This window comes from Phreatobacter sp. (genome assembly GCF_030691135.1).
In the GTDB taxonomy this organism is placed as follows: domain Bacteria; phylum Pseudomonadota; class Alphaproteobacteria; order Rhizobiales; family Phreatobacteraceae; genus Phreatobacter.
On the sequence record NZ_JAUYFA010000058.1, the window covers coordinates 32,458 to 59,243 of the forward strand.

Consider the following 26,786-nt stretch of genomic DNA (forward strand, 5'->3'; position numbering starts at 1 on the left):
CACCACCATAACGGTATATCTAGGGAGAACAATTCATGCAGATCAAGACCAAGCTGTTCGCCATCGTTGGCGGCTTGACGGTCGCCTCACTGATCGTCGCAGGCGTCGCCGGCTATGGCTTCCAGCGGTATCAGCATGCGGTGACGGAAAACCAGCGCACGGCGCGGGTCACCCAGCTCGCCGAGCGTGCCAACGGCTTGATCTATGCTGTCGTCATGGAATCGCGCGGCATCTACATGTCGGCCCAGAAGGAAGCCCTCGAGCGCTTCGCCGCCGGCCAGGATCGCGAACTGGCCAGTTTGCGCACGGTCATCACCGAATGGGCCGGGTTGGCCCGTCCTGAGGACGAGGCCCTGAAAAACCGGCTTCTCGAGCAGACGGAAGCCTTCATCAGGCTGCGCAACGAGCTCGCCCAGGCCGGCCGCACCAGCGGCAACCAGGCGGCTCGCGTGATCGGCGACAATGACGCTAACCGCCAGACCCGCACGCGGCTCAATGCCGAAATGGCTGCCTTCGCACAGTCGAACGCCCGGCATGTCACGACTCTCTCGCAGGAAGTGGAAGAAACCCGCCAGACGCTGACCTGGCTTATCGCTCTGACGGTCGGCCTCGCCGTCCTCGCTGGCCTGGCCGCCTTCTGGACAATTCTCACCGGTGTGACCCGCCCACTCGGTCGCCTGACCAGCGCGGTGGACGCGGTCGCTGACGGACGGACCGATGCCGAAGTCAGCGACACCGACCGCAAGGACGAGATCGGCGGGCTGGCCCGCTCCGTTCTGGTCTTCCGCGACAATGTCCGCGAGGTCGAGCGCCTCAAGGCGACCGAAGCCGAGCGTGAAGGCGCTAACCGCGCGCAGCGGACCCGCGAGATGGCTGAGCTCGCCGATGCATTTTCCGGAACCGTGCAGTCGGTCGTCGCCACGGTGACCCGCTCCGCCGAGGAGATCGTCGGCAATGCCAGCCGCGTCGGTCTCGTCGCCCGTAACGTCTCCGAACTCGGCCAGACCGTGGCCGCGACCTCGGCCGGCGCGACGCAGAGCGTCGAGAGCGCGGCCAGCTCGGCCCAGGAACTCGCCTCGTCCATCGGCGAGATTTCCAGCCGGACCGCCCAGGCCCAGCATATCGCCGCTTCTGCGGTTCAGCAGGCGACCCGTACGGGCGAAATCGTCGCCACCCTCGCCACATCGACCCAGAAGATCGGCGATGTCGTCGCCCTCATCAACGCCATCGCCGCGCAGACCAATCTCCTGGCGCTCAACGCGACGATCGAGGCGGCGCGGGCCGGTGAGGCCGGCCGCGGCTTCGCGGTGGTGGCCACCGAAGTCAAGAGCCTCGCCGCTCAGACGTCGAAGGCGACGGAAGAGATCGCCAGCCAGATCGGTGCTGTCCAGTCGGTCACCGGCGATGCGGTCGCCGCCATCGAGGCGATCAACCGCACCATCGGCGAGATCAACTCGGTGTCGTTCTCGATCATGGCCGCCGTCGAGGAACAGTCCGCCGTCACCAATGGCATCGCCGGCTCGGTCTCCGAAGCCGCGTCGGGCACCCGCTCGGTCGAGACCGATATCGGCCGCGTCACCCGCGCCGCCGACGAGACCGGCGCGGCGGCCAATGCCATGAACGAGGCCGCGCGTCACCTCAAGGACGGTTCCGTGCAACTGGACCGTGCTGTCGCCGGCTTCCTCGGCCGCATCCGCGCCGCCTGATCCGCGCGCCGCGCCAGACCACAAAAAAGCCCGGCGGAGACGCCGGGCTTTTCGTATTCAGGCGGCCTTCTGTCATGCAGTGGCGAGCTTGCGGAACTTGTTGGACCGCTTCGGGTGCCACCATTTGCCTGCCACGACGGTGCCTTCCGAGACGATCTTCCTGTCACCGATCAGATGTTCGCCGACCACGTCGACATAGTCGAACTTGCCGTCCTTGATCGACAGGATCGTCGCATCGCCTGCGGAACCTGGCTTCAGGCTGCCGAGTTCGGGACGCTTCAGCGCCATGGCGGCGTTGACCGTCGAGGCCGCGATGACCCGGTCAAGCGGCATGCCCATGCACAGGAACTTCGAGAGCGTCGTGACCTGATCGAAGGCGGGGCCTTCGATGCAGAGCGTATGGACATCGGAGGAAATGACATCCGGCTCGAAGCCGCCGGCGAGCATGGCCCGCGTCGTCTTGAACGAGAACGAGCCCTTGCCATGGCCGATGTCGAAGATGACGCCCTTCTTGCGCGCGGCGACGACCTCGGGCTTCACGGCGCCCTGGGCGGTGACGGGCGCGTTGGGGAAGGGGCGGAAGGCGTGGGTCAGCACGTCGCCGGGGCGCAGGCGGCCGATGACATGTTCGTAAGAGGGCGGGGGATGGTCGATATGGGCCATCAGCGGCATGCCCACCTCGTTCGCCACTTGCAGCGCCATGTCGAGCGCCGCCTCGCCGTTGGTGCCGGAGGAATTGCGGCCGACGCGGACCTTGATACCGACGATGAGGTCGCGGTTCTCGTCGGCGACGCGGGCGCAGTCCGACGGGTTCAGCATGTCGATCTCGCGGCTCTCGCCGACCATGACCTTCTTGTCGAAACCGTAGATGCCGGCGTGGCTGACATGAAGATAGGCGAGAATCCGCACCTGGCTCTTCTCGATGACGTGCTTGCGGAAGCCCATCCAGTTGCCGGGCCCGGCCGAGCCGGTGTCGATGGCCGTAGTGACGCCCGACGTGCGGCAGAACTCCTCCGCATCGATCCCGAGCGAGGTCCCGCCCCAATAGACATGGGTGTGGAGGTCGATGAGGCCCGGCGTGACGATGTAACCCGAGACATCGCGGATTTCGGTCCCCGGACCCGGCTTCAGATCCTTGCCCACCGCGGCCACCTTGCCGCCGGTAAAGGCGACGTCGCGCACCCCGTCGATCTTCTGCGAGGGGTCGATCACGCGGCCGCCGCGCAGGATCAGGTCGAAAGTCATCGAAGGCTCCGCTTGCTGGAAAGGCCGGGCCGGTGCATTGCGCGGCCCTTGTCCGGCGCGCACATTGCGCGCCGGAGCGCGGCTTGCCAACAGCCGTGACATGAGCCTTGCGGAGACCTCCCATGCCGGCCCGTCACTGGGGTGACCTGAAGACCACCGATTTCGACCGGCTCGATCCGGCGACCACCGTCGCCGTGCTGCCGCTGGCGGCGATCGAGCAGCACGGGCCGCATCTGCCGGTCTCCACCGACACATCCATCATGCAGGGCATGATCGAGACCGCCTTTCCGCTGGTCGGGCCCGGCGTGACCGCGCTCTTCCTTCCCGTCGAGGCGGTCGCCAAGTCCAACGAGCACCTCCATTCCAAGGGCACCCTGACGCTCTCTGCCGAGACCGTGCTGAAGAGCTGGATCGAGATCGGCGAGAGCGTGAAGCGCGCCGGCATCGACAAGATCGTGCTTCTGACTTCCCACGGCGGCAATCTCGATCCGATGCGCGTCGTGGCGCGCGAGCTGCGCATCCGCTTCCGCCAGCTTGCCGTGGTGACGAGCTGGACCGCCTTCGGCCGGCCGCCGGGACTCTATGGCGACCTCGACATCAAACACGGCATCCACGCCGGCGATGTCGAGACCTCGCTCATGCTGCATTTCCGGCCCGACCTTGTCGACATGGGTGCGGCCAGGCTGTTCGAGCCGGTCATGGTGTCGATGGAAAAGGAATTCACTTATCTTCGGCCGACGCTGAACCACGCCTTCGGCTGGATGGCGCAGGACATCAACCCTGACGGAGCCGCGGGTGACGCCACGCTCGCCGATGCCGGGAAGGGCAGGGCGACCGCCGGCTGGCAGGCGGCCGAATTCGTCAAGCTGCTCGACGACATGGCGCGCTTCGACCTCGGCAGGCTCTATACCCCGGCCTGAGTGGCCGGGGTCGATTGTCGACGGGACATTCGATCAGGCGAGCGAGCGCGATGCGATCCGGACCTTGGCGGTCGCCTCGTCGATGTCGCCAGATGACGTGGCGATCATGCTGATGCTGCTGGAGATGGCCTGGACGCCTTCCGCGGCCACGCGCATGTTCGACGACATCTCGGCTGTCACCGCGCTCTGTTCCTCGACCGCCGTGGCGATGGCCGTCGATATCTCGCTGATCCGCATGATCGTCGAGGAGATGTCGCCGATGGCGCTGACCGCCCCCTCGGTGGACGCCTGTACCGATGCGATCTGAGCACCGATCTCCTCGGTTGCCCGCGAGGTCTGGGTGGCGAGGCTCTTGACCTCCGAGGCGACGACCGCGAAGCCCTTTCCGGCCTCGCCGGCGCGTGCCGCTTCGATCGTGGCGTTGAGGGCAAGAAGGTTGGTCTGGGCGGCGATGCTGTTGATGAGCTGCACCACGTCGCCGATGCGCGCCGCAGCAGTAGACAAGCCCGATACGATCTCGCCGGTCCTCGCAGCCTGCTCGACGGCACCGCTGGAGATATCCCGAGCACTCGTGACCTGTCGGCTGATCTCGCCGACGGACGCGGAGAGCTCTTCGGCACCCGCGGCGACCGCCTGGACGTTGCCTGACGTCTGGATCGAGGCTGCGGCGACCTGGGTCGCCTCGTGCTTGGCGCGGGACACGGATTCACCGATGCCGACAAGATCACCGTCGATCTGCCGCTGCACCTCGGAGCGGCGTTCCTGCTCCTTGACAATGGCCGTGATGTCGGTGGCGAACTTGACCACCTTGAAGGGCTTTCCATTCATGTCGAAGATCGGATTATAGGTCGCCTGGATCCAGATCTCCCTGCCGCCCTTGCCGATTCGCTTGTACTGCGCCGCCTGGAACTCGCCGCGCGCCAGGGAGGCCCAGAAAGCTTTGTATTCGTTGGAATGCGCTTCTGCGGGCGCGACGAACAGCGAATGGTGCCGTCCGCGGATCTCGTCGAGGCCATAGCCGACGGCGCCGAGGAAATTCTCGTTCGCCGTGATGATCTTGCCGTCGAGCTCGAACTCGATGACCGCCTGCGCCTTGTGGATGGCGGCCAGCTGTCCCTGGATGTCGGCGTGGCGGAGCTTCTGCTCGGTGACGTCGGTCGCATATTTGGCGACCATGTAGACGCGACCGCGGGAATCCATCACCGGATTGTAGGACGCCTGAATCCAGACCTCCTTGCCGCCCTTGCCGATGCGCTTGTATTCGGCGACCTGGAACTTGCCGGCGCGCAGATTGTCCCAGAACTGACGATAGTCCTGGCTGTCGCGTTCGTCGGGAGCAACGAAAATCGAGTGGTGCTGTCCGCGAATTTCCTCGAGCCTGTAGCCGACCGTCTTCAGGAAGTTCTCGTTGGCCGTGACGATCCGGCCGTTGGGTTCAAATTCGATCACCGCCTGGGAGCGGTCGATGGCCGCAAGCTTGGCGGCAGCGTCGTTACGAAACAGCATCATCACGTTTCCCGGTTGGATTTGCTTTCGTTCTGGCGCCATCCATCACTCGCCGCGATTGAACAAAATCTGAATCGATATATCGCAAAAACCCACATTATCTGACGTAACGACAACCAAGGCGCGCTCGTCGCGGACAATCAAATTCCTGTGGAGAAATGTGTAATCATTGTGCAGTATCAAACTGTGCAGACGCTGTGCGGCGAGCGAGACCGTCATGGTAGTCATGCAGAATCGCGTATCGGTTTTTGTCTATCCGTACGGCGACCGGGGCACCCCATGAACAGGGCTATCGACATCTCCCGACTGTCGCAGCTGACGGGCGTCAATGTCTCGACCCTGCGCAGTTGGGAAACGCGCCACGCGCTGATCACGCCGTCTCGTTCGGTCGGCGGTCATCGGCTCTATTCGGCGGAGGATGTCGAGCGGCTCATGCTCGTCAAGGGCCTGATCGACAGTGGGCATCGGCTGTCGGAACTGCGTGGCCTGACCACCGACGAACTGAAGCAGTTGCAGCCCGCGATCTCCAGCGCTGGTGCCCTCGACCGGGACATGGTCATCAAGCTCGAACGGGCGGTCGACGACTGCGACGTCGAAGCCTTCGGCATGCTCCTGCGCTTCGTCTTCGCAGCGTCGCCACCGGCCTTGGCCATCGATGTCTACGGCCATGCGATCCGCTACATCGGCCAGCGCTGGCAGGAGGGCAGGCTGGGGGTCGGCGGCGAGCACCGGCTTTCGGCCAAGGCGCGCGACGTCGTCACTGCCGCCACCAGCGCATTGGCGCCCGCAGCGCACCGGCGGCCGATCGCCTTCGCGACGCTCGGCGACGAACGTCATGAACTCGGCCTTCTCGCCGGAGCCTATCTCGCCGCATCGCTCGGCCATCGCATGATCTATTTCGGCGCGGGGATGCCGGCGAGAGAACTCGCGGCCGATGTGGCCGGGTCCCAGGCGGCGCTTCTCGTCGTCAGTGCGGTGCACAGCGTCCCCGGCGGTTCCCTCCAGCACGATCTTGTTTGGCTCGACCGCGGCCTGCCCGAGGAGATTCCCATCTGGATCGGCGCCCATGAGGCGACCCTGGCGCATCTCGTGGTGCCCTCAAGGATGGTCGTCATGCGCGACTATGCCGAGTTCCGTCGCCGTCTCAGCATGGCCTTCGAGTCCTGACGCCGGTCACACGGCGACCGGCGTCACCTCGACCACATGGCGCGCGTCGGCATCGCCCGGCCGGGGTCGCCGTGCCGACCTAGTCGGGCAGATCGTCGCCCTCGGCGCGGCGCAGGTCGAAGGAAAAGACCCGGGTGGCCGATTCTCCCCGCAGGAAGCCGATGCCGAAGGCTTTCCACCGGACGTTGCGCACCTGACCGGCCGAGAACGTCATGACGGCCTGTCCGGCGAGCGCCTCGTTCGAGAGCAGCGCCCCGCGGATGATCGCCTCGAGCTTTTCGGACAGGCTCTCGACCAGTCCGAAGACGTTCTGGCGGATCACCATCCGCTTGTCCCGCACGTTGAGGCATTTCAGGAAGGCGGGGTTGCAGTTGAGGACCGTGCCGTCGCGGGCGAGGACGACCATGCAACTGGTGGATTCGGCGATCAGCGTATCGAGGCTGGTTCGCAGCGCGCCCACCATCGCGGCCTGCCGTCTTTCCTTCTCGCACTTGCGGTAGAGACCCACCACGACCGGGTGTCCGGACAGCCATTTCAGGACGCAGACCGATTCGATCTCGCTGTCGGCGTGGTCGAGGTCGTCGAAGCGGAAATGATCGGGACCGGCACTGCCGGTGTCGATGGCCTGCTTCAGATGGGCGCGGAACTTGGCCGCATCCTCGTCGTGGGCCTGCTTGAGCAGGTCGGAGAGCGTCGCCTTGATGACGATGGTCCGATTGTTCGCATCGACGGTGTCCCAACGGACCCGTTCGGTCTTCAGGTCGATGGACCAGCTGTGAATACCCAGCCGCTTGAGCAGTTCGCTGTGGCGCGGCGCTTCGGCCGGTTCATCGGGCAACGGCGGCGGCGCGGCGTTCCCAGGACGTCCTAGGATGGCGGTCGGAGACAGAAGCAGGGACATGGCAAGACCCTCCCTTCGACGCGATCCTCGCAAAAATCCATAAAACAAACGAGAAAATAGAAGGAAAATGAGGATGTAACGCGATGTCGACCAGCGGGTTAACGGCGACGCCGGCGCTGGTTCAGGCCCCCAGCGGTTTGACGTCCACCGCTACCGCGATGTCATGGTCGCCGGCCGCGATGACCACGCCGCCGTTCGGTGCGACATCGACGAAATCGCGCCCGATGGCGAGCACGATATGGTCCTCGCCGACGATCAGGCCGTTGGTCGGGTCGAGCCCCCACCATCCCAGTTCAGGTCCGCACCAGAGCGACACCCAGGCATGCGTCGCATCGGCACCCTCGAGGCGCGGCCTGCCGGCGGGCGGGATGGTGCGCAGGAAGCCCGAGACATAGGCCGCGGGCAGGCCGAGCCCGCGCAGCCCCGAGATCATGATGTGGGTAAAGTCCTGGCAGACCCCGCGCCGCATGGCGAAGGCCTTGGCGGCCGGCGTCGAGGTGTCCGTCGTCCCCGGCGCATATTTGAAATCGCCCTGGATCCGTTTGGCGAGGTCGAAGGCGGCTTCGAGAACCGGGCGGCCCGGCGGAAACGACGCGCTGGCATAGGCGCGGATCATCGGGTCGCGCGGCACATAGGTCGACGGGAACAGTGCATGGACCGGTGATGAAGGCGACATGTCGGCGCTGGCGAAGGCGGTCTCGCGCACCCGCTCCCAGGGCGGGTCCATGCCGGGCAGCGGCCGGCTCGTCCCCGCCACCGTGATGTCTGCCCGCATTTCGATCGACAGGGTCCGGTGCGGGCGATCGAAATCGAGGAAGATGCGCCGGTTGCCGAAGAAGTCCCTGTCGTCACGCCGCATGGCCGGGCTCGGCGTGATGGCGATGTCGCAGCGCGAGACCTGCTGGCCCGGGCGGTCGACCGGCATGATGCGCAGCACGTGCTGGGCGAACACCACCGGCCGCGCATAGCTGTAATCGGTGACCTGGCGGACCTGGTAGCGCATCAGAACAGATCGCTGGTTGCGGGACCGACGGGGTTCGCCCCGTCGCGATGCGTGAAGTAGCGCTCGGAAACCTCGTCGGAAATCGCCATCAGCCGCTGCTCGATGGCGAGGATCTGGCGGCTGTCGAGCGTATGGGCATCCGCCGTCTGCAGGTCGACCCGCGTCCGGGCGATCAGCTTCTCCGGCACGTTCAGCCGTCCGTCAGCGGCATGGTCGGGCAGGTGGGCGAGATGGTCGGCGATCCGCTCCACCTGGAAGGCGACGGAGCGCGGATTGTTGGGGTCGAGCACGATGAGGTCGAGGACGGGCGCGCGCGCGGCGATCATCACGTAGCGGCGGCGATAGGTGATCTGGCTGTCGGCCAGCGCCAGCAGCAGATCGAGCCCCGCCGTCCCTGAGCGCGCATCGCCGAAATTGCGTCCGAACCGGCAGATGGCCAGTGCCCTCTCGATCCGCTTGCCGATCTTCAGGAAGCGCCAGCCGATGAGCTGGTTCATGTTCTCCTGGGTGAGGCCCGAGAAGACGGCGGCCAGCCGCAGCCCGGTCTCGACCCGGTCGAGGGCGCCCGTCTCGAGGCGCTTGTCACCTTCGGCGAGGTGGACCATGTCGTTGATGGTCTTCCAGGCGTCGGGTGAGAACCGGTCGCGGATGACGGAGGCGGCATTGTGCGCCGATCGCGACAGCGACAGGAGCCCGCCCGGTGTGCGTCCATGCAGGACCGCCGCGGCGACGGCCTGCGGCTCGGTGAGCACCGTATCCTTCGGCAGGGCCTCCCATGTGATCAGCAGGTCGACGAGGCGCTTGAGCATGTCGGGCCCGGTCGTCTCGCCGCTGCCGACCTGGTCGCCAAGCGCCCGCAGCAGGCGCAGCGTCCCCTCCGCCCGCTCCATGTAGCGGGCGAGCCAGAACAGGTTGTCCGCGGCGCGGCTGGGGAGGGACGAGGTCGAACGCCGGAGCTCGATCTTGTCGGGCGTCGGCAGCAGCGTCGTCTCCGCCACCGGCCCCTCCGCCAGGACGCAGACATCGGCCGAGCGGCCGTCGCGCTGCATCGTCACCGCGCGGGCGTCGACCCTGTCGCCGATGCGGCAGAAGCCACCGGGCATCACCTCCCAGCCGTCACCGACACGGGCCAGGAACAGCCGCAGGATGAACGGGCGGGGCTCCAGATAACCGTCGTTCCAGACCGGCATGGTGGAGAGCTTGACGACCTCCTGGGCGACGAAGTCGGACCCGCGCAGGCGGATTTCCTCTGCCAGCCGCAAGCGGTGCTCCGGCGACAGGCTGGAGGCCAGGACCGCGCCGTCGTCGAGGAGCCCGGGAATGGTCTGCGTGAAGGCCGGGGCGATCACGAAGGAATCGAGATCGGCGATGACGGCGCCGCGCTCCAGCGGCTGGCCACACCACCATGTCGCGACATGCGGTATGGCGAGGTCGCGGCCGAGGCGCGCGCGGGCGATCGAGGGCAGGAAGGCGAGCAGCGAACGCGCCTCCAGCACCCCTGATCCCAGGGCATTGGCCAGCGTCACCTTGCCCGATCGGATGGCGTGGACGAGGCCGGCAACGCCGAGCTGCGAGCGCGGATTGAGTTCCAGTGGATCGGCGAAATCGGCGTCGAGCCGGCGCCATACCATTTCCAGCTTCTTCAGGCCGGAGACCGTGCGGACATAAAGCGTGTCGTCGCGCACCGTGAGATCGGCGCCCTCGGCCAGGAGGAAGCCGAGATAGCGCGCCAGGAAGGCATGTTCGAAATAGGTCTCGTTGAGCGGCCCTGGCGTCAGCACCGCGACGCGCGAATTCGTCGCCGCCGCATGCGACGAGAACTCCGAGCGCAGCGACTGGAAGAAGCCCGCGAGCCGCTCGACCGGCAGGTTTCGGTAGATTTCCGGCAGCGAACGCGCCATGGCGAGCCGGTTCTGCAGCGCATAACCGGCGCCCGAAGGGGCCTGGGCGCGGTCGCCGAGCACCCACCATCGGCCGTCCGGGCCGCGGCCGACATCGACGGCGTAGTAGAGGAGGTGCGAACCGCCGCGCGGCGGTGTGCCGACCAGCGGTCGCAGGAAGTCCGGAGATCCGGCGATGGTCGCGCCGGGCACCAGCCCGTCGCGCACGAGATCGGCCGGGCCGAACAGATCCTTCAGGACGAATTCCAGAAGCTCCGCCCTCTCACGCAGGCCTTTCGAGAGGGCTTTCCACTCGTCGGGAGCGATGACCAGTGGCAGATGGGCCAGCGGCCAGGCCCTCTCGCCGTTCTTCGGATCGTCGTAGACGCGGTAGAAGACGCCGGAATCACGCATGTAGCGATCGGCGCCGGCGAACCGCTTCTCGAGCTCCCGCGGGCCGAGATCGGCGAGGGTGGCGAGCACCGGCTTCCAGTGTTCGCGCGGCTCGCCCTTCGCGTCGAGGATCTCGTCATAGACGCCGGGCACCGGCTGATAACGCGCCAGCATCGCCAGGATGCGTTCGGCGCGGTGATCGGTCGTGCGTTGGCTCCGGAAGGTCATGGTGTGTCAATGCACCGGCGGACGACGCAGGTCGAGCGTCGCGGGAAACTCTCCCGACCGCTCGCCGCGCGGGGGATCGACGAGGCCTGGCGTATGGCCGTGATCCTGGAACCGGGCGCGGCGTCGTGCCTCGGCCTCATAGGCATTGACCGGGAACGTGTCGTAGCTGCGCCCGCCGGGATGGGCGACGTGGTAGACGCAGCCGCCCATCGAGCGGCGGCTCCAGACATCGACGATGTCGAAGGTCAGCGGCGCATGGACCGGAATGGTCGGCTGCAGGCCGGACGGCGGCTGCCAGGCCTTGAAGCGCACGCCGCCGACGAACTCGCCGCTGCGTCCGGTGGCGGTCAACGGAACCGGGCGGCCGTTGCAGGTCACCGTGTGGCGTTCGGGCTGTAACCCGACCAGCCGCACCTGCAGGCGCTCCACGGAGGAATCGACGAAACGCACGGTGCCGCCGATCGCTCCCTCCTCGCCGAGCACATGCCAGGGCTCCAGCGCCTGCCGGATCTCCATGCGCACGCCGGCATGGTCGACCTGACCGGCGAGCGGGAAGCGGAACTCGAACTGCGCCTCGAACCATGCGGGGTCGAAGGCGTAGCCGGCGCGGCCGAGATCGCCGAGCACGCCGAGAAAATCCTCCCAGACGAAATGCGGCAGCATGAACCGGTCGTGCAGCGCCGTGCCCCACCGCGCCAGGCCTCCGTCCTGCGGTTCCTTCCAGAACCAGGCGACGAGGGCGCGGATAAGGAGCTGCTGGGCGAGGCTCATCCGCGGGTCTGGCGGCATTTCAAAGCCACGGAACTCGACGAGGCCGAGGCGACCCGACGGGCTGTCGGGCGAGAACAGCTTGTCGATGCACAGCTCGGTGCGGTGGGTATTGCCGGTGGAATCCACCAGCAGGTTGCGGAACAGGCGGTCGACGAGCCAGGGCGCGGGCGCTGCGCCCTCGCCGGGCTTCGGCACCATCGCCATGGCGATCTCGAGTTCGTACAGCCCGTCGTGGCGGGCCTCGTCGACGCGCGGCGCCTGGCTCGTCGGGCCGATGAAGAGGCCGGAGAACAGGTAGGAGAGCGACGGATGGCGCTGCCAGTAGAGTACGAGGCTCTTCAGCAGGTCGGGCCGGCGCAGGAAGGGTGAATCGGCCGGCCGCGCCCCGCCGACGACCACGTGGTTGCCGCCACCGGTGCCGGTGTGACGGCCGTCGACCATGAATTTTTCGGTGCCGAGACGCGCCAGACGCGCCTCCTCGTAGAGTCCCTGCGTGATCGCGACACATTCGCGCCAGGAGGCGGCGGGGTGGACGTTCACCTCGATCACGCCGGGATCGGGCGTGACCTTGATGACGTTGAGGCGCGGGTCGGTCGGCGGCGGATAGCCCTCGACATGGACGGTCAGACCCAGTTCCTTGGCGGTTGCTTCGGTCGCGGCGAGCAGTTCGAGATAGTCCTCCAGCCGCTCGGTCGGCGGCATGAAGACGCAGAGCTTGCCGTCGCGCGGCTCGACCGCCAGCGCCGTGCGCACCGAATTGTCCTCGGTCAGCACCTGCTCGACCTGGTCGGTCCGCTCGGCCTCCCTTTCGCGCTCGACCGAAACGCGCTGGGTGATCCGCCCCTCGATGTCGTGGGGATCTGGGAGTTCGGCCGGCACAGTCCAGGGATCGGCGGCGACGACATAGGGATAGGCAGCCGGCGGCACATAGGGCAGGGAGCCGAGGGGGAGGCGGTAGCCGACCGGACTGTCGCCGGGCACGAGGAAGAGCTTCTCGCGCTTCAGCTTCCACTTCTCCGTCATCCAGTTGGACGTCGCCGGTGCGGCGTTCCATCGCTGGATCGGCAGAACGAAGCCCGACGGATGGGTCAGGCCACGGGCGAAGACGCGGGCGATCCGGGCACGGGCCTCGGGATCCTCGAGCTTGGAGTCCAGCGCATCGACATTGACCGGAAGCTCGGCCTCCTTGATCACCCAGTGGGCCGGGTCCTCATAGGCCGGGAGCGCCGCCTCCCCGTCGAGACCGAGTTTCTCGGCGATCCCGGCAGCGAGAGCCCCGGCGCCGTCGATCGTCGCAGGCGTCGCCGCCGCCTCGCGGGCGATGAGGGTCTCGTCGCGCCAGACCGGCTTGCCGTCGCGGCGCCAGTAGAGGGCGAAGGTCCATCGCGGCAGGCTTTCGCCGGGATACCACTTGCCCTGGCCGTAATGCAGGAAGCCGCCGGGCGCGAAGGTGTCGCGCAGCCGCCGGATAAGGACGTCGGCGCGCTCCCGCTTCGTCGGACCGACGGCTGCGGTGTTCCACTCCTCGCCCTCGTAATCGTCGATGGAGATGAAGGTCGGCTCGCCGCCCATGGTCAGACGGACATCTGCAGCCACGAGGTCGGCGTCGACGCGGTCGCCGAGGGCGTCGAGGCGCTGCCAGGCCTCGTCGGAGAAGGGCGCGGTGACGCGCGGGCGCTCGTCGATGCGGTCGACGCGCATGTCGAAGACGAAAGACACCTCCGCCGGTTCGACGGCCCCGGATATCGGGGCTGCGGAACGGTAGTGCGGCGTCGCCGCCAGGGGGATATGTCCCTCGCCGCAGAGAAGGCCGGAGGTCGGATCGAGGCCGACCCAGCCGGCGCCGGGAATGTAGATCTCGGTCCAGGCGTGGAGGTCGGTGAAGTCCTTCTCCGTGCCGGCCGGCCCGTCGAGCGCCTTGAGGTCTGGCTTCAGCTGGATGAGGTAGCCCGAGACGAAGCGCGCGGCGAGGCCGAGGCGCCGCGCCAGCTGGACGAGGAGCCAGGCCGAATCGCGGCATGAGCCCGAAGCGTTCTCGAGCGTTTCGTCCGGCGTCTGGACGCCCGGTTCCATCCTGACGATATAGCGGATGTCCTGTTGCAGCTGCTGGTTGAGGGCGACCAGGAAATCGATGGTCTGCGTCGGCCTGCGCGGGATGCCGGCGAGATAGCGCTCGAAATGGGCTTCAGTCGGCTCGATGGCGAGGTACGGCGCCAGTTCCTCGGCGAGAGCCGGCGCATAGGTGAAGGGGAACGTGTCGGCGTAGCTTTCGATGAAGAAGTCGAAGGGATTGACCACCGCCATGTCGGCGACGAGGTCGACGGTCACCGAGAATTCGGTCGTCTTCTCGGGGAAGACGAAACGCGCCAGCCAGTTGCCGTGCGGGTCCTGCTGCCAGTTCACGAAATGCTGCTCGGGAACCACCTTGAGCGAGTAGCTGGGAATGGTGGTGCGGCTGTGCGGCGCGGGTCGCAGGCGGATCACTTGCGGGCCCAGCGTGACCGGACGGTCGTAGAGGTAGCGCGTGACGTGATGCAGCTTTGCGAGAATGGCCATGGTGATGATCGGTAAAGGGTGACGACCGGCCGGTCAAAGGCAGAGATGGGGACGCACGCTGCCGGACAAGCAAAGACTGCGCCGCCGTCCTCCCTCCGGAGGGCTTTCCAGCCCCGGCGAAGCGACCCATAACCACGTCCGCTGGAGAACCATGATGCCGCTGACCATCCCGGACGCCAACGACCATGCCGACCTCAGGGACGCCGTCCGCGACCTGTGCGGACGCTATGACGACGCCTACTGGCGCGGCATCGACGAGGAGCGCGGCTATCCTGAGGCCTTCACCGAGGAGCTGACGCGGGCCGGGTGGCTCGCCGCCCTCATCCCGGCCGAATATGGCGGCTCGGGCCTCGGGCTGACGGAAGCCTCCATCATCATGGAGGAGATCAACCGTTCCGGCGGCAATTCCGGTGCCGTCCACGGCCAGATGTACAATATGGGCACGATCCTGCGCGGCGGCTCCGATGAGCAGAAGGCGCGCTACCTGCCCAAGATCGCGGCGGGCGAACTGCGCCTGCAGAGCATGGCCGTGACCGAGCCGACGACCGGCACGGATACGACGAAGCTGAAGACGACGGCGGTCCGCAAGGGCGACCGCTACGTCATCAATGGCCAGAAGGTCTGGACCAGCCGGGTCCAGCATTCCGATCTCATGGTGCTGCTCGCCCGCACGACACCGATCGACCAGGTCCGCAAGAAGTCCGACGGCCTGTCGGTGTTCCTCGTCGACCTGCGCGAGGCGATCGGGCGCGGCATGACGGTCCGCCCCATCCGCAACATGGTCAACCACGAGACCAACGAGGTCTTCTTCGACGATCTCGAGATCCCGGCCGAGAACCTCATCGGCGAGGAGGGCAGGGGCTTCAAGACGATCCTCTCCGGCCTCAACGCGGAGCGCACGCTGATCGCCGCCGAATGTATCGGCGACGGCTACTGGTTCATCGAGCGCGCCCGCAAATACGGCTCCGAGCGGATCGTCTTCGACCGCCCGATCGCGCAGAACCAGGGCATCCAGTTCCCCATCGCACGGGCCTATGTGAACATCCGCGCCGCCGACCTCATGCGCTTTCAGGCCGCCGCCCTCTGCGATGCCGGCGCGGAATTCGGCGCCGAGGCGAACATGGCCAAGCTGCTGGCGGCGGATGCCTCCTTCGAGGCGGCCAATGCCTGCATCCAGACCCATGGCGGGTTCGGCTTCGCGGCCGACTATGACATCGAGCGCAAGTTCCGCGAAACGCGGCTCTACCAGGTGGCGCCGATCTCCACCAACCTGATCCTCGCCTATGTCGGCGAGCATGTGCTCGGCATGCCACGGTCATACTAGACCTGCGCTGAAATGCGCCCGCGGTCGCCCGTTTGGCCTTGACGTGACAGGTGTTTTCCGGCCTTCGATGGGTGCACACCCTGGCCGGGGACAACCGTGCAGCTTTACCTTCCGATCGCCGAATTGCCCGTCAACATGCTCCTCATCCTGGGCATGGGGCTGGCGATCGGCTTCATCTCCGGCATGTTCGGCGTCGGCGGCGGTTTCCTGCTGACACCGCTCCTCATCTTCATCGGCATACCGCCCGCCATCGCCGTCGCCAGCGTCTCCGGCCAGATCGCCGCCTCGTCCCTGTCGGGCACCCTGAGCTATTGGCGCAAGAATGCGGTGGATCCGAAACTGGTCGGTGTGCTGCTGATCGGCAGCGCCTTCGGCACGGCCGGCGGTGTCGCCGCCTTCTCGCTCCTCAGACGCGAAGGACAGCTCGACCTCTTCATCGCCCTGTCCTACGTCACGCTGCTCAGCGGCATCGGCATGCTGATGGTGGTCGAGAGCGGCCGGGCCATCGCCCGTTCGCGCTCGGGGGAGCCGCCGAAGCTGCTGCCGGCCCGGGATCGCAGGGTCGGCACCGGGCTGCCCTTCGTCATGCATTTCCCGCGGTCGCGCATCACCGTCTCGGCGATCCCGGTCGTCGGCATCGGGCTCGGGATCGGCTTCCTCGGTTCGATCATGGGGATCGGCGGCGGCTTTCTTCTCGTGCCGGCGCTCGTCTATCTCCTTCGGGTCTCGACGGCGGTGGTGATCGGCACGTCGAGCCTGCAGACGCTGGTGACCATGCTGATGGCGGTGGTCTTCCATGCCGCCACCAACGCCTCGGTGGACGTCGTCCTCGCCCTCCTGTTGATGATCGGCGGCGTCGTCGGCGCCCAGTTCGGCGCCCGCACATCGCTGTCGATGAAGGGCGAGGAACTGCGCCTGCTGCTCGGTCTCGTCGTGCTCGCGGTCGGAATGCGCTTCCTCATCGATCTCGTCGTTCGGCCCGACGACCCCTTCTCCAGCACGGTTTTGGAATGGGTGGTGCGGGTATGAGCCGCATCGTCCTCGTCATCTTGGTCCTGCTCACGGTCGTGCCCGCCCGGGCCGAGACGATGATCACCTCGCTCTCCACCCACCGGCTGCAGATCACGTCCAATTTCGTCGGATCCGAGATCGTCCTGTTCGGCTCGATCGAGCGCGATGCGCAGACGATCTCCCGTCCCGGCGGCTATGACATGGCCGTCGTCGTCCGCGGCCCCCGCGCGTTGATGGTCACGCGGCAGAAGACCCGCTTCTTCGGCATCTGGGTCAACACCGATTCCCGCCAGTTCGTCGAGATGCCGGCCTTCTATGCGCTGCTGTCGAACAAAGCCGCTGCCGACCTTGCCGATATTGAATTGCGGGCGCGCCAGCAGATCGGCGTCGACTCGCTCACCGCCATCACCCCACGGCTCGGACCCGATCCCGCGGCGACCCCGGCTTTCCGCGACGCCCTGCTGCGGATCAACCGCGCCAAGGGTCTCTATCGCGAGAACCCCACCGGCGTGACCTTCCTCACCCCCAACCTGTTTCGTGCCAACATCCCCATTGTTCCGAACACGCCGGTCGGTTCTTTCGACGTCGACATCTTCCTGATGTCCGGCGGCGTTATCCTCGCCCGCGAGAGTACGAACTTCGAAGTGACGAAGACCGGATTCGAGGCCTTCGTCGCCAATGCGGCCCGCGATCACGGTGTTCTTTATGGACTCGCCGCCGCCATGCTCGCCCTGTTCACGGGGTGGGCGGCGAGCGTCGTCTTCCGGCGCGATTGAGATGACCCCCGGGATCGTGTTCTCGCCGGCGGGACGGGCAGCACGATCAAGGCAGGGACGCGCCAGTGGGTGATGACATCGACACCGGGTGGAACGAAGGGTGGCTCGGCACCCTGTTCCTCTATGGGGCCGGAGCCTTGCTCGCGCTGATCCTCGCAGCGGCGGGCGATCTGGCCTTGCCCTATGCCACCGGAGCCGGACTCGCCCTGGTGGGAGCCGGCACGTTCGTCCGCCGCCGCCCGCGCGTCCGCGCGCCGATGGAAGACGACGTTATGGCCCGGCGCGCCGCGCGGCTGACGGACCTCTCGGTCGAGGGCCTCATGGCGGCGCTGCCCGTTCCCGCCATCCTCCTCGACCCGAAACTGGTGGTGCGCACCCACAATGCCCGCGCCGCGACACTGCTGCCCAGCCTCAGACGCGGCGAGCCGCTGACTCTGTCGCTCAGAGCGCCCGAAGTGGTCGAGATCGTGCGGCGCGCCGTTGCCAGCAACAGCCCCCAGGTCATCGATTATTCCGAACGGGTTCCTGTCGCGCGCTGGTTCAGCGTCGAGGCGACGCCGGTCGCCGTCACGCCGGAAGCGCGGGACGGCGGCCGCGCCGATTTCATCCTCCTGTCCCTTCGCGATCTCACCGAGGAGCGCCGCCTCGAACAGTTGCGGGCCGATTTCGTCGCCAATGCCAGCCACGAGCTGCGCACGCCGCTTGCTTCCGTCGTCGGCTTCATCGAGACCATTCAGGGACCCGCCCGCAACGATCCTGACGCCCGCGAGCGGTTTCTCGGCATCATGCTGGCCCAGGCCCGCCGCATGTCGCGGCTGATCGACGACCTGCTCTCGCTGTCGCGAATCGAGCTCAACGAACATGTTCAGCCCGTCACCGTGGTCGACCTGGTGCAGCTGCTGCGCCATGTGCGCGACACGCTGGGGCCCTATGCGAAGGCGCAGGGGGTGTCGGTGGAGATCGAGGCGGGGGAGGCGACCCTGCCGGTCAAGGGCGATCAGGACGAACTCATCAGGCTCTTCGAGAACCTCGTGCAGAACGCCATCAAATACGGCGCCGAGGGGGGGCGGGTCGACATCGCCCTGGCCCGCGAGAACCGGAACGGCCGCGGCGCCGAGGCCGTTGTCAGCGTGCGCGACCATGGCCCGGGCATCCCAACCGAGCATCTGCCGCGTCTGACCGAGCGATTCTACCGTGTCGACATCGCCTCGAGCCGGGAAAAAGGCGGTACGGGTCTGGGCCTCGCCCTCGTCAAGCACATCCTCAACCGTCACCGCGGCCGGCTCGCCATCGAGAGCGTCCAGGGCGAGGGGGCGACCTTCACCGTGCGGATCGAGGCCGCCGACCGTGGCGAGGATGCCGGCGCGCCCGTCTCGACCGCGTCCTGACGACGCTGTGTGCCGCGATTGCGGATGCGTTCTGCCGCCAATTTGTCGCAACATCGGCAAGGCATTGAAAAAAATACGCAATCGGTGTCATTGATGCGTCACCTGACGGGCATAGAACCGTCGCGGCGCAGGGTTATTCAACAAGTCCCTTTCGCCCTCTCGCAGGAGCCTGCCATGACCGAACATACCGTGAGCGCCTTCGAGAACGACCTCAAAGGCCTGGCACAGCGCGTGGCCGAGATGGGCGGACTGACCGAAAAGCAGATTGTCGGCTGCATCGACGCCCTCATTCGCAGCGATTTCGAGCTTGCGCGCCAAGTGCGCTCGGTCGATCCGCAGATCGACGCCCTGCAGCGCGAGATCGAGGAACTCGGCATCCTCATCATCGCCAAGCGCCAGCCGATGGCCGTCGACCTTCGTGAGATCGTCGGTGCCCTGCGCATCGCCTCCGATCTGGAGCGGATCGCCGATCTCGCCAAGAACATCGCCAAGCGCGTCACCGCGATGAATGGCTCGGTTCCGCTGGCCAAGGTGACCGGCGGCTTCGACGCCATGGCCCGTCTCGCTCTCGAGCGCGTCAAGCAGGTGCTCGACGCCTATGCCCAGCGTGACGTTGTGGCGGCGCTCGACGTCTGGAAGTCCGACGGCGACATCGACGCGCTTTACAACTCGCTGTTCCGCGAGCTCCTCACCTACATGCTCGAAGATCCGCGCAATATCGGCTCCTGCACGCATCTCCTGTTCTGCGCGAAGAATCTCGAGCGGATCGGCGATCACGCCACCAACATCGCAGAGACCGTTCATTACATGGTCAAGGGCGTCACCTTGCCCGACGAGCGTCCGAAACTCGACACCACGACGATGGCAACGGTCGGCCTCTGATCGCAGCACCGGGCAAACAAGGACATCTCCATGACCGCACGCATTCTGGTGGTCGAGGACGAGGAGCCGATCACGGTTCTTCTGCGCTACAATCTGGAAGCCGAGGGCTATCAGGTCGAAGTCGTCGGCCGCGGTGACGAGGCCGAGGTGCGGCTTCGCGAAGCGGTTCCCGACCTTGTCCTTCTCGACTGGATGTTGCCTGGCCTGTCCGGCATCGAACTGTGCCGCCGCATCCGCCTGCGCCCCGAGACCGAGCGTCTGCCGGTGATCATGCTCACCGCCCGCGGTGAAGAGGGCGAACGGGTGAGGGGGCTCGCCATCGGTGCCGACGACTATGTGGTCAAGCCGTTCTCCGTTCCGGAACTGCTGGCACGGGTCCGTGCGCTCTTGCGCCGTGCCAAGCCTGAACACCTGTCGAGCCTCCTGAAGTCGGGAGACATCGAGCTGGACCGCGAGACCCGCCGCGTTCATCGCGCCGGTCGCGAAATCAACCTCGGCCCGACCGAGTTCAGGCTGCTCGAATTCCTGATGCAGTCACCCGGCCGTGTCTACACGCGCGAACAGCTGCTCGACGGCGTCTGGGGCCGCGACGTCTATATCGACGAGCGCACCGTGGACGTCCATATCGGCCGGCTGCGCAAGGCGGTGAAGCGCGGCCGCGAGGCGGACCCGATCCGCACGGTCCGCGGCTCCGGCTACTCGTTCAACGAGCGCTTTGCCGGCGTGGCAGCCTGATCGGCGTCACGCCTCGAGGCTTTCCTTCAGCATTTCAAGTTCCAGCCAGCGGTCCTCGGCGGCAGACATGTCGCCCTGCGCCTTGGTCATCGACGCACTCGCGCGGTCGAAGGCGGCGCGGTCGCGCGCATAGAGTGCGGGATCGGCGAGGATCGCCTGCAGCTTTGCGATGTCGCGCTGCAGCGCTTCCATCCGCGCCGGCAGCGTGTCGAGGTCGTGCTTGTCCTTGAACGACATCTTGCGGCGGGTTGGCTCGGCCTGCGGCTCGGTCCTGACTGCTGTCGGTGACGTCGCCTCGCCCTTGGCGGCCCTCGCGACGGTGCGCGCCGCGATCCCCGCACCGCGCTGGTTCAGCATGTCGGAATAGCCGCCGGCATATTCCACCCAGCGCCCGTTCCCCTCGCTGACGAGCACCGAGGTACAGACCCGGTCGAGGAAGTCGCGGTCATGCGAGACGAGAATGACCGTGCCGGGAAAGTCCGTGAGCATTTCCTGCAGCAGGTCGAGCGTCTCGAGGTCGAGATCGTTGGTCGGCTCGTCGAGCACCAGCACATTGGCGGGCGAGGCGAGCGCCCGCGCGAGCAGCAGGCGACCGCGCTCGCCGCCCGACAGGACGCCGACCGGCGTGCCCTTCTGCTCCGGCGAGAAGAGGAAGTCCTTCATGTAGCCGATGACATGGCGGTTCTCGCCGTTGATGGTGACATAGTCGCCGCGCCCGCGCGTCAGGGCCTCCGTCAGCGGCATGGCGGGATCGAGGTCCTCGCGCTTCTGGTCGAGCGTCGCCATGGCGAGGTTGGTGCCGAGGTCGATCGTGCCGGAATCGGGAGCCAGCGTCCCCGTCAGCAACTGGACCAGCGTCGTCTTGCCAGCGCCATTCGGCCCGACAATGCCGAGCCGGTCACCGCGCAGGATCCGGATCGTCAGATCGTCGACGATCGTCCGGTCGCCGTAGTGCTTGGAAATGCCGCGGGCCTCGACGACGCGCTTGCCCGAGACTTCCGCCTCGCTCACGGTCATCGACACCGTGCCGACCGCCTTGCGGTGCTCGCGGAAATCCTTGCGCAGGGCATGGAGGTTCCCGAGACGGCGGACGTTGCGCTTGCGCCGGGCCGAGACGCCATAGCGCAGCCAGTGTTCCTCGCGGGCGATCTGCCGGTCGAGCTTGTGCTGATCCTTCTCCTCCTGCTCCAGCACCTCGTCGCGCCAGGCCTCGAAATGGCCGAAGCCCTTGTCGAGGCGCCGCGTCGTGCCGCGGTCGAGCCAGACCGTGGCGCGCGACAGCGTCTCGAGGAAGCGGCGGTCATGGCTGATCATGACGATGGCGCAGGAGAGGCGTCGCAGCGTCTTCTCCAGCCACTCGATGGCGGGAAGGTCGAGATGGTTGGTCGGCTCGTCGAGAATCAGGATGTCGGGTTCCGGCGCGATGGCATGGGCCAGCGCCGCGCGCTTGGCCTCGCCCCCCGAGAGCGAGGTTGTGCCCTCCTCGCCGGTCAGGCCTAGGTCTTCCAGCAGCATGCGCGCGCGATAGGGGTCGTCGCTCGGCCCGAGCCCGCTTTCGACATAGGCGAGCGTCGTCGGGAAGGCGGAAAGGTCCGGCTCCTGCAGGAGATAGCGGATCGTCGCGCCCGGCTGGGCGAAACGGCTGCCGCCGTCCGTCTCGATCAGGCCGGCGGCGATCTTGAGCAGCGTCGACTTGCCCGAGCCGTTGCGGCCGACCAAGGCGAGCCGGTCGCCGGCCTCGACGGAGAGGTTCGCCGCGGTCAGCAGCGGCGTGCCGCCGAAGGTCAGGGCGATGTCTTGGAGTTGCAGAAGGGGAGGAGCCATGGCCCGCCGTCTAGCATCCTTGGACGAGCTGTGCACGCTGGGACCTGACGATTCTCCTGCCGGGGCCTGTCATGCGCATGCTGGTGATCTACTGCCATCCCTGTCCCGAGAGCTTCACCGCCGCCCTGCGCGACCGGGCGCTGGCCGCCCTCGCCGCAGCGGGTCACGAGATCAGGCTGATCGATCTCTACGGCGAGGGTTTCGATCCCGTCATGGATGCCGGTGAGCGGCGCGCCTATCACACCGCCGGCGCCAACGAGGCGCCCGTCGCCGCCCATCTCGACGCCCTGCGCTGGGCGGAAGGGCTGCTCTTCGTCTATCCGACCTGGTGGTACGGGCTGCCGGCCATGCTGAAGGGCTGGCTCGACCGCGTCTGGGTGCCGCATGCGACTTTCACCATGCCCGAGGCCGGCAAGCCGATCGGCCGCGTGCTGACGCAGATCCGCTTCATCGGTGCGGTCTCGACGCTCGGCTCGCCCTGGTGGTGGTGGCGTCTCGTGATGTCTGAGCCCGGCCGCCGGACCCTGCTCCGCGGCCTCCGCCCCCTCGTCGCCCCGCGCTGCCGCACGCTGTGGCTGGGGCTGCACGGCATCGACGGTGCCGGTACCGACCTGCGCACAGGATTTCTGCAGAAGGTCGAGCGCCGGCTCGCGGCGCTGCGCTGAGCCTCAGTCGAACAGGCTCGACACGCTTTCCTCGCTCGCCGTGCGGGCGATGGCCTCGCCGATGAGGCTGGCGATCGATAGCGTGCGGATGTTGCGGGCGACCCGGACCGCCTCGGTCGGCTGGATGGAATCGGTGATCACCAGTTCCTTCAGTTTCGAGGCGGTGATGCGGGCGACGGCGCCGCCCGACAGCACGCCATGGGTGATGTAGGCCGAGACGTCCTTGGCGCCGCGCGCCAGCAGCGCCTCGGCGGCGTTGACCAGCGTGCCGCCGGAATCGACGATGTCGTCGACGAGGATGCAGCTCTTGCCCTCGACGTCACCGATGACGTTCATCACCTCGCTCTCGCCCGGGCGCTCACGGCGCTTGTCGACGATGGCGAGCAGTGCGTCGATGCGTTTGGCGAGCGCGCGCGCGCGCACCACGCCGCCGACGTCCGGCGAAACCACCATCACGTCCTCGATGCTGCGGCTTTCCCGGATGTCCTTCGCCAGCAGCGGCGCGGCGACCAGGATGTCGGTGGGGATGTCGAAGAAGCCCTGGATCTGCCCGGCATGGAGATCGAGCGTCATGACGCGATCGGCGCCGGAGCGCGTGATCAGGTTGGCGACGAGCTTGGCGGAGATCGGCGTCCGCGAGCCGGACCGGCGGTCCTGGCGGGCATAACCGAAATAAGGGATCACCGCGGTGATGCGCTTGGCCGAGGAGCGACGCAGCGCGTCACAGATGATCAGCAGCTCCATCAGATGGTCGTTGGTCGGATACGATGTCGACTGGACGACATAGACGTCCTCGCCGCGCACGTTCTCCTGAATTTCGACGAAGATTTCCATATCCGCGAAACGGCGGACGGAGGCCTTGGCCGGGGGCGTGTTGAGATAGGCCCCGATCGCGTCGGCGAGCGGCCGGTTGGAATTGCCGGAAACGATCTTGATCCCGGGTTTTCGCGACATGAGGCAGCTCTCGGGGCAGCGATGAAGGCGCCCTCATAGCAACCGAACCCCCGCGCTACAATGCCGCGCGCGCCTTACCCACCTGGCCATCAACAGGGTGTGACGCCTGGGTGACGCGGAAAAGGCCGTATCGTGCCGCGGTGCGATACGAACGCGGCTCAGGTGGCCAGGGCGATGCCGGCGATATGCCGGCCGTAGTCTGGCTCCTTGCGGTGGGTGGTGCGCCGGTAGGAGTAGAAGCGCGCCTCGTCCGCATAGGTGTCGAGGCGCAGGTCGTCGAGATGGACGATGCCGGCGGCCGACAGCCTGGCGGAGATGAAGCCCGGCAGGTCGAACTGGGCATGGCCCGGCCGGCCTGGGGCGAAGAACCGGGCATAGGCCTCGTCGGTGCCGCGGAACTGGTCGACGAAGGCCTGCGAGACCTCGTAACTCGGCTGCCGGATCAGAGGGCCGATGGCGACGCTGATGCGGGAGCGGTGGGCGCCGAGCCCTTCCATCGCCGCGATGGTAGCCTCAAGGACCCCGCCGATGGCCCCCTTCCAGCCGGCATGGGCGGCGCCGACCACGCCCGCCGCGGCATCGGCGAAGAGCACTGGTCCGCAGTCGGCGGCGGCGACGCCGCAGGCGATGCCGGGCACCCGCGTCACCACCGCATCGGCTTTGGGCCGGTCGCCGCCGTCATGGGGCCTGTCCGCAATGATGACGTCGGGCGAATGGATCTGGAAACAGGAGATCAGGGCATTGTCGGCGACGCCCAGCGTGGCGGCCATGCGGCGGCGGTTCTCGCGCACGTTCCCGCCGTCGTCCCCCGAGCCGAGCCCCGCATTGAGCGAGGCGTAGAGCCCCTCCGACACGCCCCCCTCGCGGGTGAAGAAGGCATGGCGAATGCCGGGCAGGGCGGCGAGGGCGGGCGAGGTCACGAACATGGGCAAAGCGAAATCTGCTTCGCGCGCCGGTGTCAATCGGCGCCGCGCAGACGTCAGGCGAGCCGCGGCAGCCGGTCGAGGAGATCGCGCGACGAGGCCACCGCCATCGCCTTGAACAGCGATCCCATGCCGGCAGGGGCCGGATCGATCAGCCGCTCGACCCCGGCCCGCAGCGTCTCGAACGCGTCCGGGCGGCTTTGAGCGAGACGTTCCGCCCGCTCGCGGAGACCGAGGCCGAAGAGCAGGGCGCGCTGGTCGACGGCGGGCGAGGCCGCAAGGCCCGAGGCAACGGCGGCCGCCGCGAAAGCCTCGAAATCGACATGGGCGGTGATGTCCGCCTCTCCCGGCGCGGCCAGGGGATCGGTGAAGCGATGCGCCTGTACCGCCTGCAGCGTCTCGCCATGGGCCGATGCGACATGGCCATAATCGATGAAGAGGCCGGCCAGAGGAGCGCGCCTGGCGGCGAGGCCGGCCGCGAGGTGATGGAAGGCCGGACAGATCTCGACGACCGCCCCTGGCTCTCCCTGGCGGAGCGCGGCGGGGATGAGCGCTTGCGGCACGGGATCGCGGGCGAGGCCGAAGGCGAGCGCTCCGTCGACGAGCCCGACGACACGCTCGCGCCAGCCGGCGGCAGTCATGACGAATTGCCGGATCGGCAGGGCGTCGAGAAACTCGTTGGCGACGAGAATGGCGGGCCCGGGCGGGACGGTCGAGAGGTCGCGATGCCAGGCGAGCGGTACACTCGCCGCGCTCAGCACCTCATTCTGCCGCGCCGCGAGCACGGGCGAGGTCTCGACCAGATGCACCGAGAGGGCCGCCCGAAAGGCTGGCAGCGCCTCTGCCGCGCGCAGGAGATCGGCCATCAGCGTGCCGCGCCCCGGCCCGAACTCGACGAGGGCGACGGCCGCCGGCCGGCCCAACGCCTCCCAGGCGCTGGCCGCCCAGACGCCGGTCAGCTCGCCGAAGACCTGGCAGATCTCCGGCGCGGTGATGAAGTCTCCGGCGGCGCCGAAGGGGTCACGCGTCATGTAGTAGCCGTGGCGCGGGTGACCCAGCGCCAGCGCCATGAAACGGTCGACGGGCAGGGGTCCTTCCGTCGCAATGAGCGCCTTCAGCTCCGCCGCCAACGGCGTCATGCCGGCTGGCGCCGCGACCTGAGCACCAGCCACAGCCCGACGCCGACCAGCGGTACCGATAGGAGCTGGCCCATGGTCGCGCCGGCGAAGAGGAAGCCGAGTTGCGGATCGGGCTGGCGGAACAGCTCGCCGAAGGACCGCGCCAGCCCATAGCCGATGCCGAAACAGCCGGCGAGGAGGCCCGGTCGCTTCAGCCCGCCGGCCCGGACGATCAGCAGCAGGACGACGAAGAGCAGCAACCCCTCGGTCAGCGCCTGGTAGATCTGGCTGGGGTGGCGCGGCTCCGGCCCCGCACCGGGGAAGATGAAGGCCCACGGCACATCGGTGACGCGGCCCCAGAGCTCCGGCTTGATGAAATTGGCGAGCCGGCCGAGGGCGATGCCGATCGGTGCGACGACGGCGGCGAGATCGACCAGCGGCAGGAGCGGCAGGGAATTGCGCCGCGCGAAGATGAGGAGGCCGACGACCGCCCCGACGATGCCGCCGTGGAAGGCCATGCCTCCCTCCCAGACCGCCAGGATCGCGGCCGGGTTGGCGAGGTAATAGTCGAGATTGTAGACGAAGACGAAGGCGAGGCGGCCGCCGAGAATGCCGGCGAGCGCCGCCCAGACGATGGCGTCGTCGATGACCGCCGGCGCGAAGGGCGCCCTGCCGCCGGGCCAGAGGCGGTCGGTCGCGACGAGCCTCTTGGCCAGCCACCAGCCGAACAGGAACCCGCCGATATAGGCCAGCGCATACCAGCGGATCGCCAGCGGGCCGACCGCGATCAGGACCGGGTCGATGACGGGAAAGGGCAGGGCGAGGAGCGTCATGGAGGCGGTTTGCCCGCGCCGGCCCGCGAGGTCAAGCAGCCCCGTCGGCTCTTGCGCCGCGGCCGGTGCGACCCCAT

The 26,786-nt window shown here is 67.4% G+C and carries 21 protein-coding genes; 10 read left to right on the top strand and 11 right to left on the bottom strand.

Features of this window, described 5'->3' with window-relative positions; genetic code table 11:
- Positions 1–35: 35 nt before the first annotated feature.
- Complete coding sequence (locus Q8O26_RS10070) at positions 36–1,706, top strand: methyl-accepting chemotaxis protein (RefSeq protein ID WP_305575380.1); 1,671 nt, start codon at positions 36–38, stop codon at positions 1,704–1,706.
- A 72-nt stretch (positions 1,707–1,778) separates the two neighbouring features.
- Here the strand turns inward: Q8O26_RS10070 and Q8O26_RS10075 are convergent, their stop codons facing one another.
- On the bottom strand, positions 1,779–2,951 hold the full coding sequence (locus tag Q8O26_RS10075; protein WP_305575381.1) for an amidohydrolase/deacetylase family metallohydrolase: 1,173 nt from the start codon (positions 2,949–2,951) through the stop codon (positions 1,779–1,781).
- A gap of 122 nt (positions 2,952–3,073) precedes the next feature.
- Here Q8O26_RS10075 and Q8O26_RS10080 point away from each other — a divergent pair, with 122 nt between their 5' ends.
- Entirely contained in the window at positions 3,074–3,871 is a 798-nt protein-coding gene (locus tag Q8O26_RS10080; RefSeq protein WP_305575382.1) for a creatininase family protein, read from the top strand.
- Positions 3,872–3,904: 33 nt separating this feature from the next.
- Here Q8O26_RS10080 and Q8O26_RS10085 read toward each other — a convergent pair whose 3' ends face one another.
- A complete protein-coding gene (locus tag Q8O26_RS10085; protein WP_305575383.1) occupies positions 3,905–5,380 on the bottom strand; it encodes a PAS domain-containing methyl-accepting chemotaxis protein in 1,476 nt (491 codons plus the stop codon).
- 276 nt (positions 5,381–5,656) lie between these two features.
- On the opposite strand from Q8O26_RS10085, the gene Q8O26_RS10090 reads away from it, so the two are divergent.
- Positions 5,657–6,544, top strand: coding sequence for a MerR family transcriptional regulator (locus Q8O26_RS10090; protein WP_305575384.1), 888 nt, complete (start codon positions 5,657–5,659; stop codon positions 6,542–6,544).
- A gap of 79 nt (positions 6,545–6,623) precedes the next feature.
- On the opposite strand, the gene Q8O26_RS10095 is transcribed toward Q8O26_RS10090, so the two are convergent.
- From Q8O26_RS10095 to Q8O26_RS10110, 4 genes are all read right to left on the bottom strand, one after another.
- The gene (locus Q8O26_RS10095; RefSeq protein ID WP_305575385.1) at positions 6,624–7,445 is read right to left on the bottom strand and encodes a hypothetical protein; all 822 of its coding nucleotides are present in this window, start codon (positions 7,443–7,445) and stop codon (positions 6,624–6,626) included.
- Positions 7,446–7,566: 121 nt separating this feature from the next.
- A complete protein-coding gene (locus tag Q8O26_RS10100; RefSeq protein ID WP_305575386.1) occupies positions 7,567–8,448 on the bottom strand; it encodes a transglutaminase family protein in 882 nt (293 codons plus the stop codon).
- A complete protein-coding gene (locus tag Q8O26_RS10105; protein ID WP_305575387.1) occupies positions 8,448–10,949 on the bottom strand; it encodes a circularly permuted type 2 ATP-grasp protein in 2,502 nt (833 codons plus the stop codon). Before Q8O26_RS10105 ends, Q8O26_RS10100 begins: the two co-directional genes overlap by 1 nt.
- Before the next feature lie 6 nt (positions 10,950–10,955).
- Positions 10,956–14,276: a DUF2126 domain-containing protein gene (locus tag Q8O26_RS10110; protein ID WP_305575388.1), complete on the bottom strand. Its 3,321-nt coding sequence runs from the start codon at positions 14,274–14,276 to the stop codon at positions 10,956–10,958.
- Between the two features lie 154 nt (positions 14,277–14,430).
- Here Q8O26_RS10110 and Q8O26_RS10115 point away from each other — a divergent pair, with 154 nt between their 5' ends.
- From Q8O26_RS10115 to phoB, 6 genes are all read left to right on the top strand, one after another.
- Positions 14,431–15,600, top strand: a complete 1,170-nt coding sequence (locus tag Q8O26_RS10115; protein ID WP_305575389.1) for an acyl-CoA dehydrogenase family protein — start codon at positions 14,431–14,433, stop codon at positions 15,598–15,600.
- A 96-nt stretch (positions 15,601–15,696) separates the two neighbouring features.
- Positions 15,697–16,629, top strand: a complete 933-nt coding sequence (locus tag Q8O26_RS10120) for a sulfite exporter TauE/SafE family protein (protein ID WP_305575390.1) — start codon at positions 15,697–15,699, stop codon at positions 16,627–16,629.
- On the top strand, positions 16,626–17,387 hold the full coding sequence (locus Q8O26_RS10125) for a TIGR02186 family protein (RefSeq protein ID WP_305575391.1): 762 nt from the start codon (positions 16,626–16,628) through the stop codon (positions 17,385–17,387). The genes Q8O26_RS10120 and Q8O26_RS10125 overlap by 4 nt, the downstream gene beginning before the upstream one ends.
- 65 nt (positions 17,388–17,452) lie before the next feature.
- Positions 17,453–18,775: an ATP-binding protein gene (locus tag Q8O26_RS10130; protein WP_305575392.1), complete on the top strand. Its 1,323-nt coding sequence runs from the start codon at positions 17,453–17,455 to the stop codon at positions 18,773–18,775.
- Between the two features lie 174 nt (positions 18,776–18,949).
- Positions 18,950–19,657 (top strand): phosphate signaling complex protein PhoU, encoded by a 708-nt coding sequence (gene phoU / locus Q8O26_RS10135; protein WP_305575393.1) that lies wholly within the window; start codon positions 18,950–18,952, stop codon positions 19,655–19,657.
- Positions 19,658–19,687: 30 nt separating this feature from the next.
- Positions 19,688–20,392: a phosphate regulon transcriptional regulator PhoB gene (gene phoB / locus Q8O26_RS10140; protein ID WP_305575394.1), complete on the top strand. Its 705-nt coding sequence runs from the start codon at positions 19,688–19,690 to the stop codon at positions 20,390–20,392.
- A 6-nt stretch (positions 20,393–20,398) separates the two neighbouring features.
- Here the strand turns inward: phoB and Q8O26_RS10145 are convergent, their stop codons facing one another.
- The gene (locus Q8O26_RS10145) at positions 20,399–22,216 is read right to left on the bottom strand and encodes an ABC-F family ATP-binding cassette domain-containing protein (protein ID WP_305575395.1); all 1,818 of its coding nucleotides are present in this window, start codon (positions 22,214–22,216) and stop codon (positions 20,399–20,401) included.
- A gap of 71 nt (positions 22,217–22,287) precedes the next feature.
- On the opposite strand from Q8O26_RS10145, the gene Q8O26_RS10150 reads away from it, so the two are divergent.
- Complete coding sequence (locus Q8O26_RS10150; RefSeq protein WP_305575396.1) at positions 22,288–22,881, top strand: NAD(P)H-dependent oxidoreductase; 594 nt, start codon at positions 22,288–22,290, stop codon at positions 22,879–22,881.
- Between the two features lie 3 nt (positions 22,882–22,884).
- Here the strand turns inward: Q8O26_RS10150 and Q8O26_RS10155 are convergent, their stop codons facing one another.
- From Q8O26_RS10155 to lgt, 4 genes are all read right to left on the bottom strand, one after another.
- Positions 22,885–23,835, bottom strand: coding sequence for a ribose-phosphate pyrophosphokinase (locus Q8O26_RS10155; protein WP_305575397.1), 951 nt, complete (start codon positions 23,833–23,835; stop codon positions 22,885–22,887).
- 158 nt (positions 23,836–23,993) lie between these two features.
- Positions 23,994–24,761: a peptidoglycan editing factor PgeF gene (gene pgeF / locus Q8O26_RS10160; protein ID WP_305575398.1), complete on the bottom strand. Its 768-nt coding sequence runs from the start codon at positions 24,759–24,761 to the stop codon at positions 23,994–23,996.
- Positions 24,762–24,814: 53 nt separating this feature from the next.
- The gene (locus tag Q8O26_RS10165) at positions 24,815–25,897 is read right to left on the bottom strand and encodes a class I SAM-dependent methyltransferase (protein ID WP_305575399.1); all 1,083 of its coding nucleotides are present in this window, start codon (positions 25,895–25,897) and stop codon (positions 24,815–24,817) included.
- Positions 25,894–26,709 (bottom strand): prolipoprotein diacylglyceryl transferase, encoded by an 816-nt coding sequence (lgt, locus tag Q8O26_RS10170; RefSeq protein ID WP_305575400.1) that lies wholly within the window; start codon positions 26,707–26,709, stop codon positions 25,894–25,896. The genes Q8O26_RS10165 and lgt overlap by 4 nt, the downstream gene beginning before the upstream one ends.
- Between the last annotated feature and the right edge of the window lie 77 nt (positions 26,710–26,786).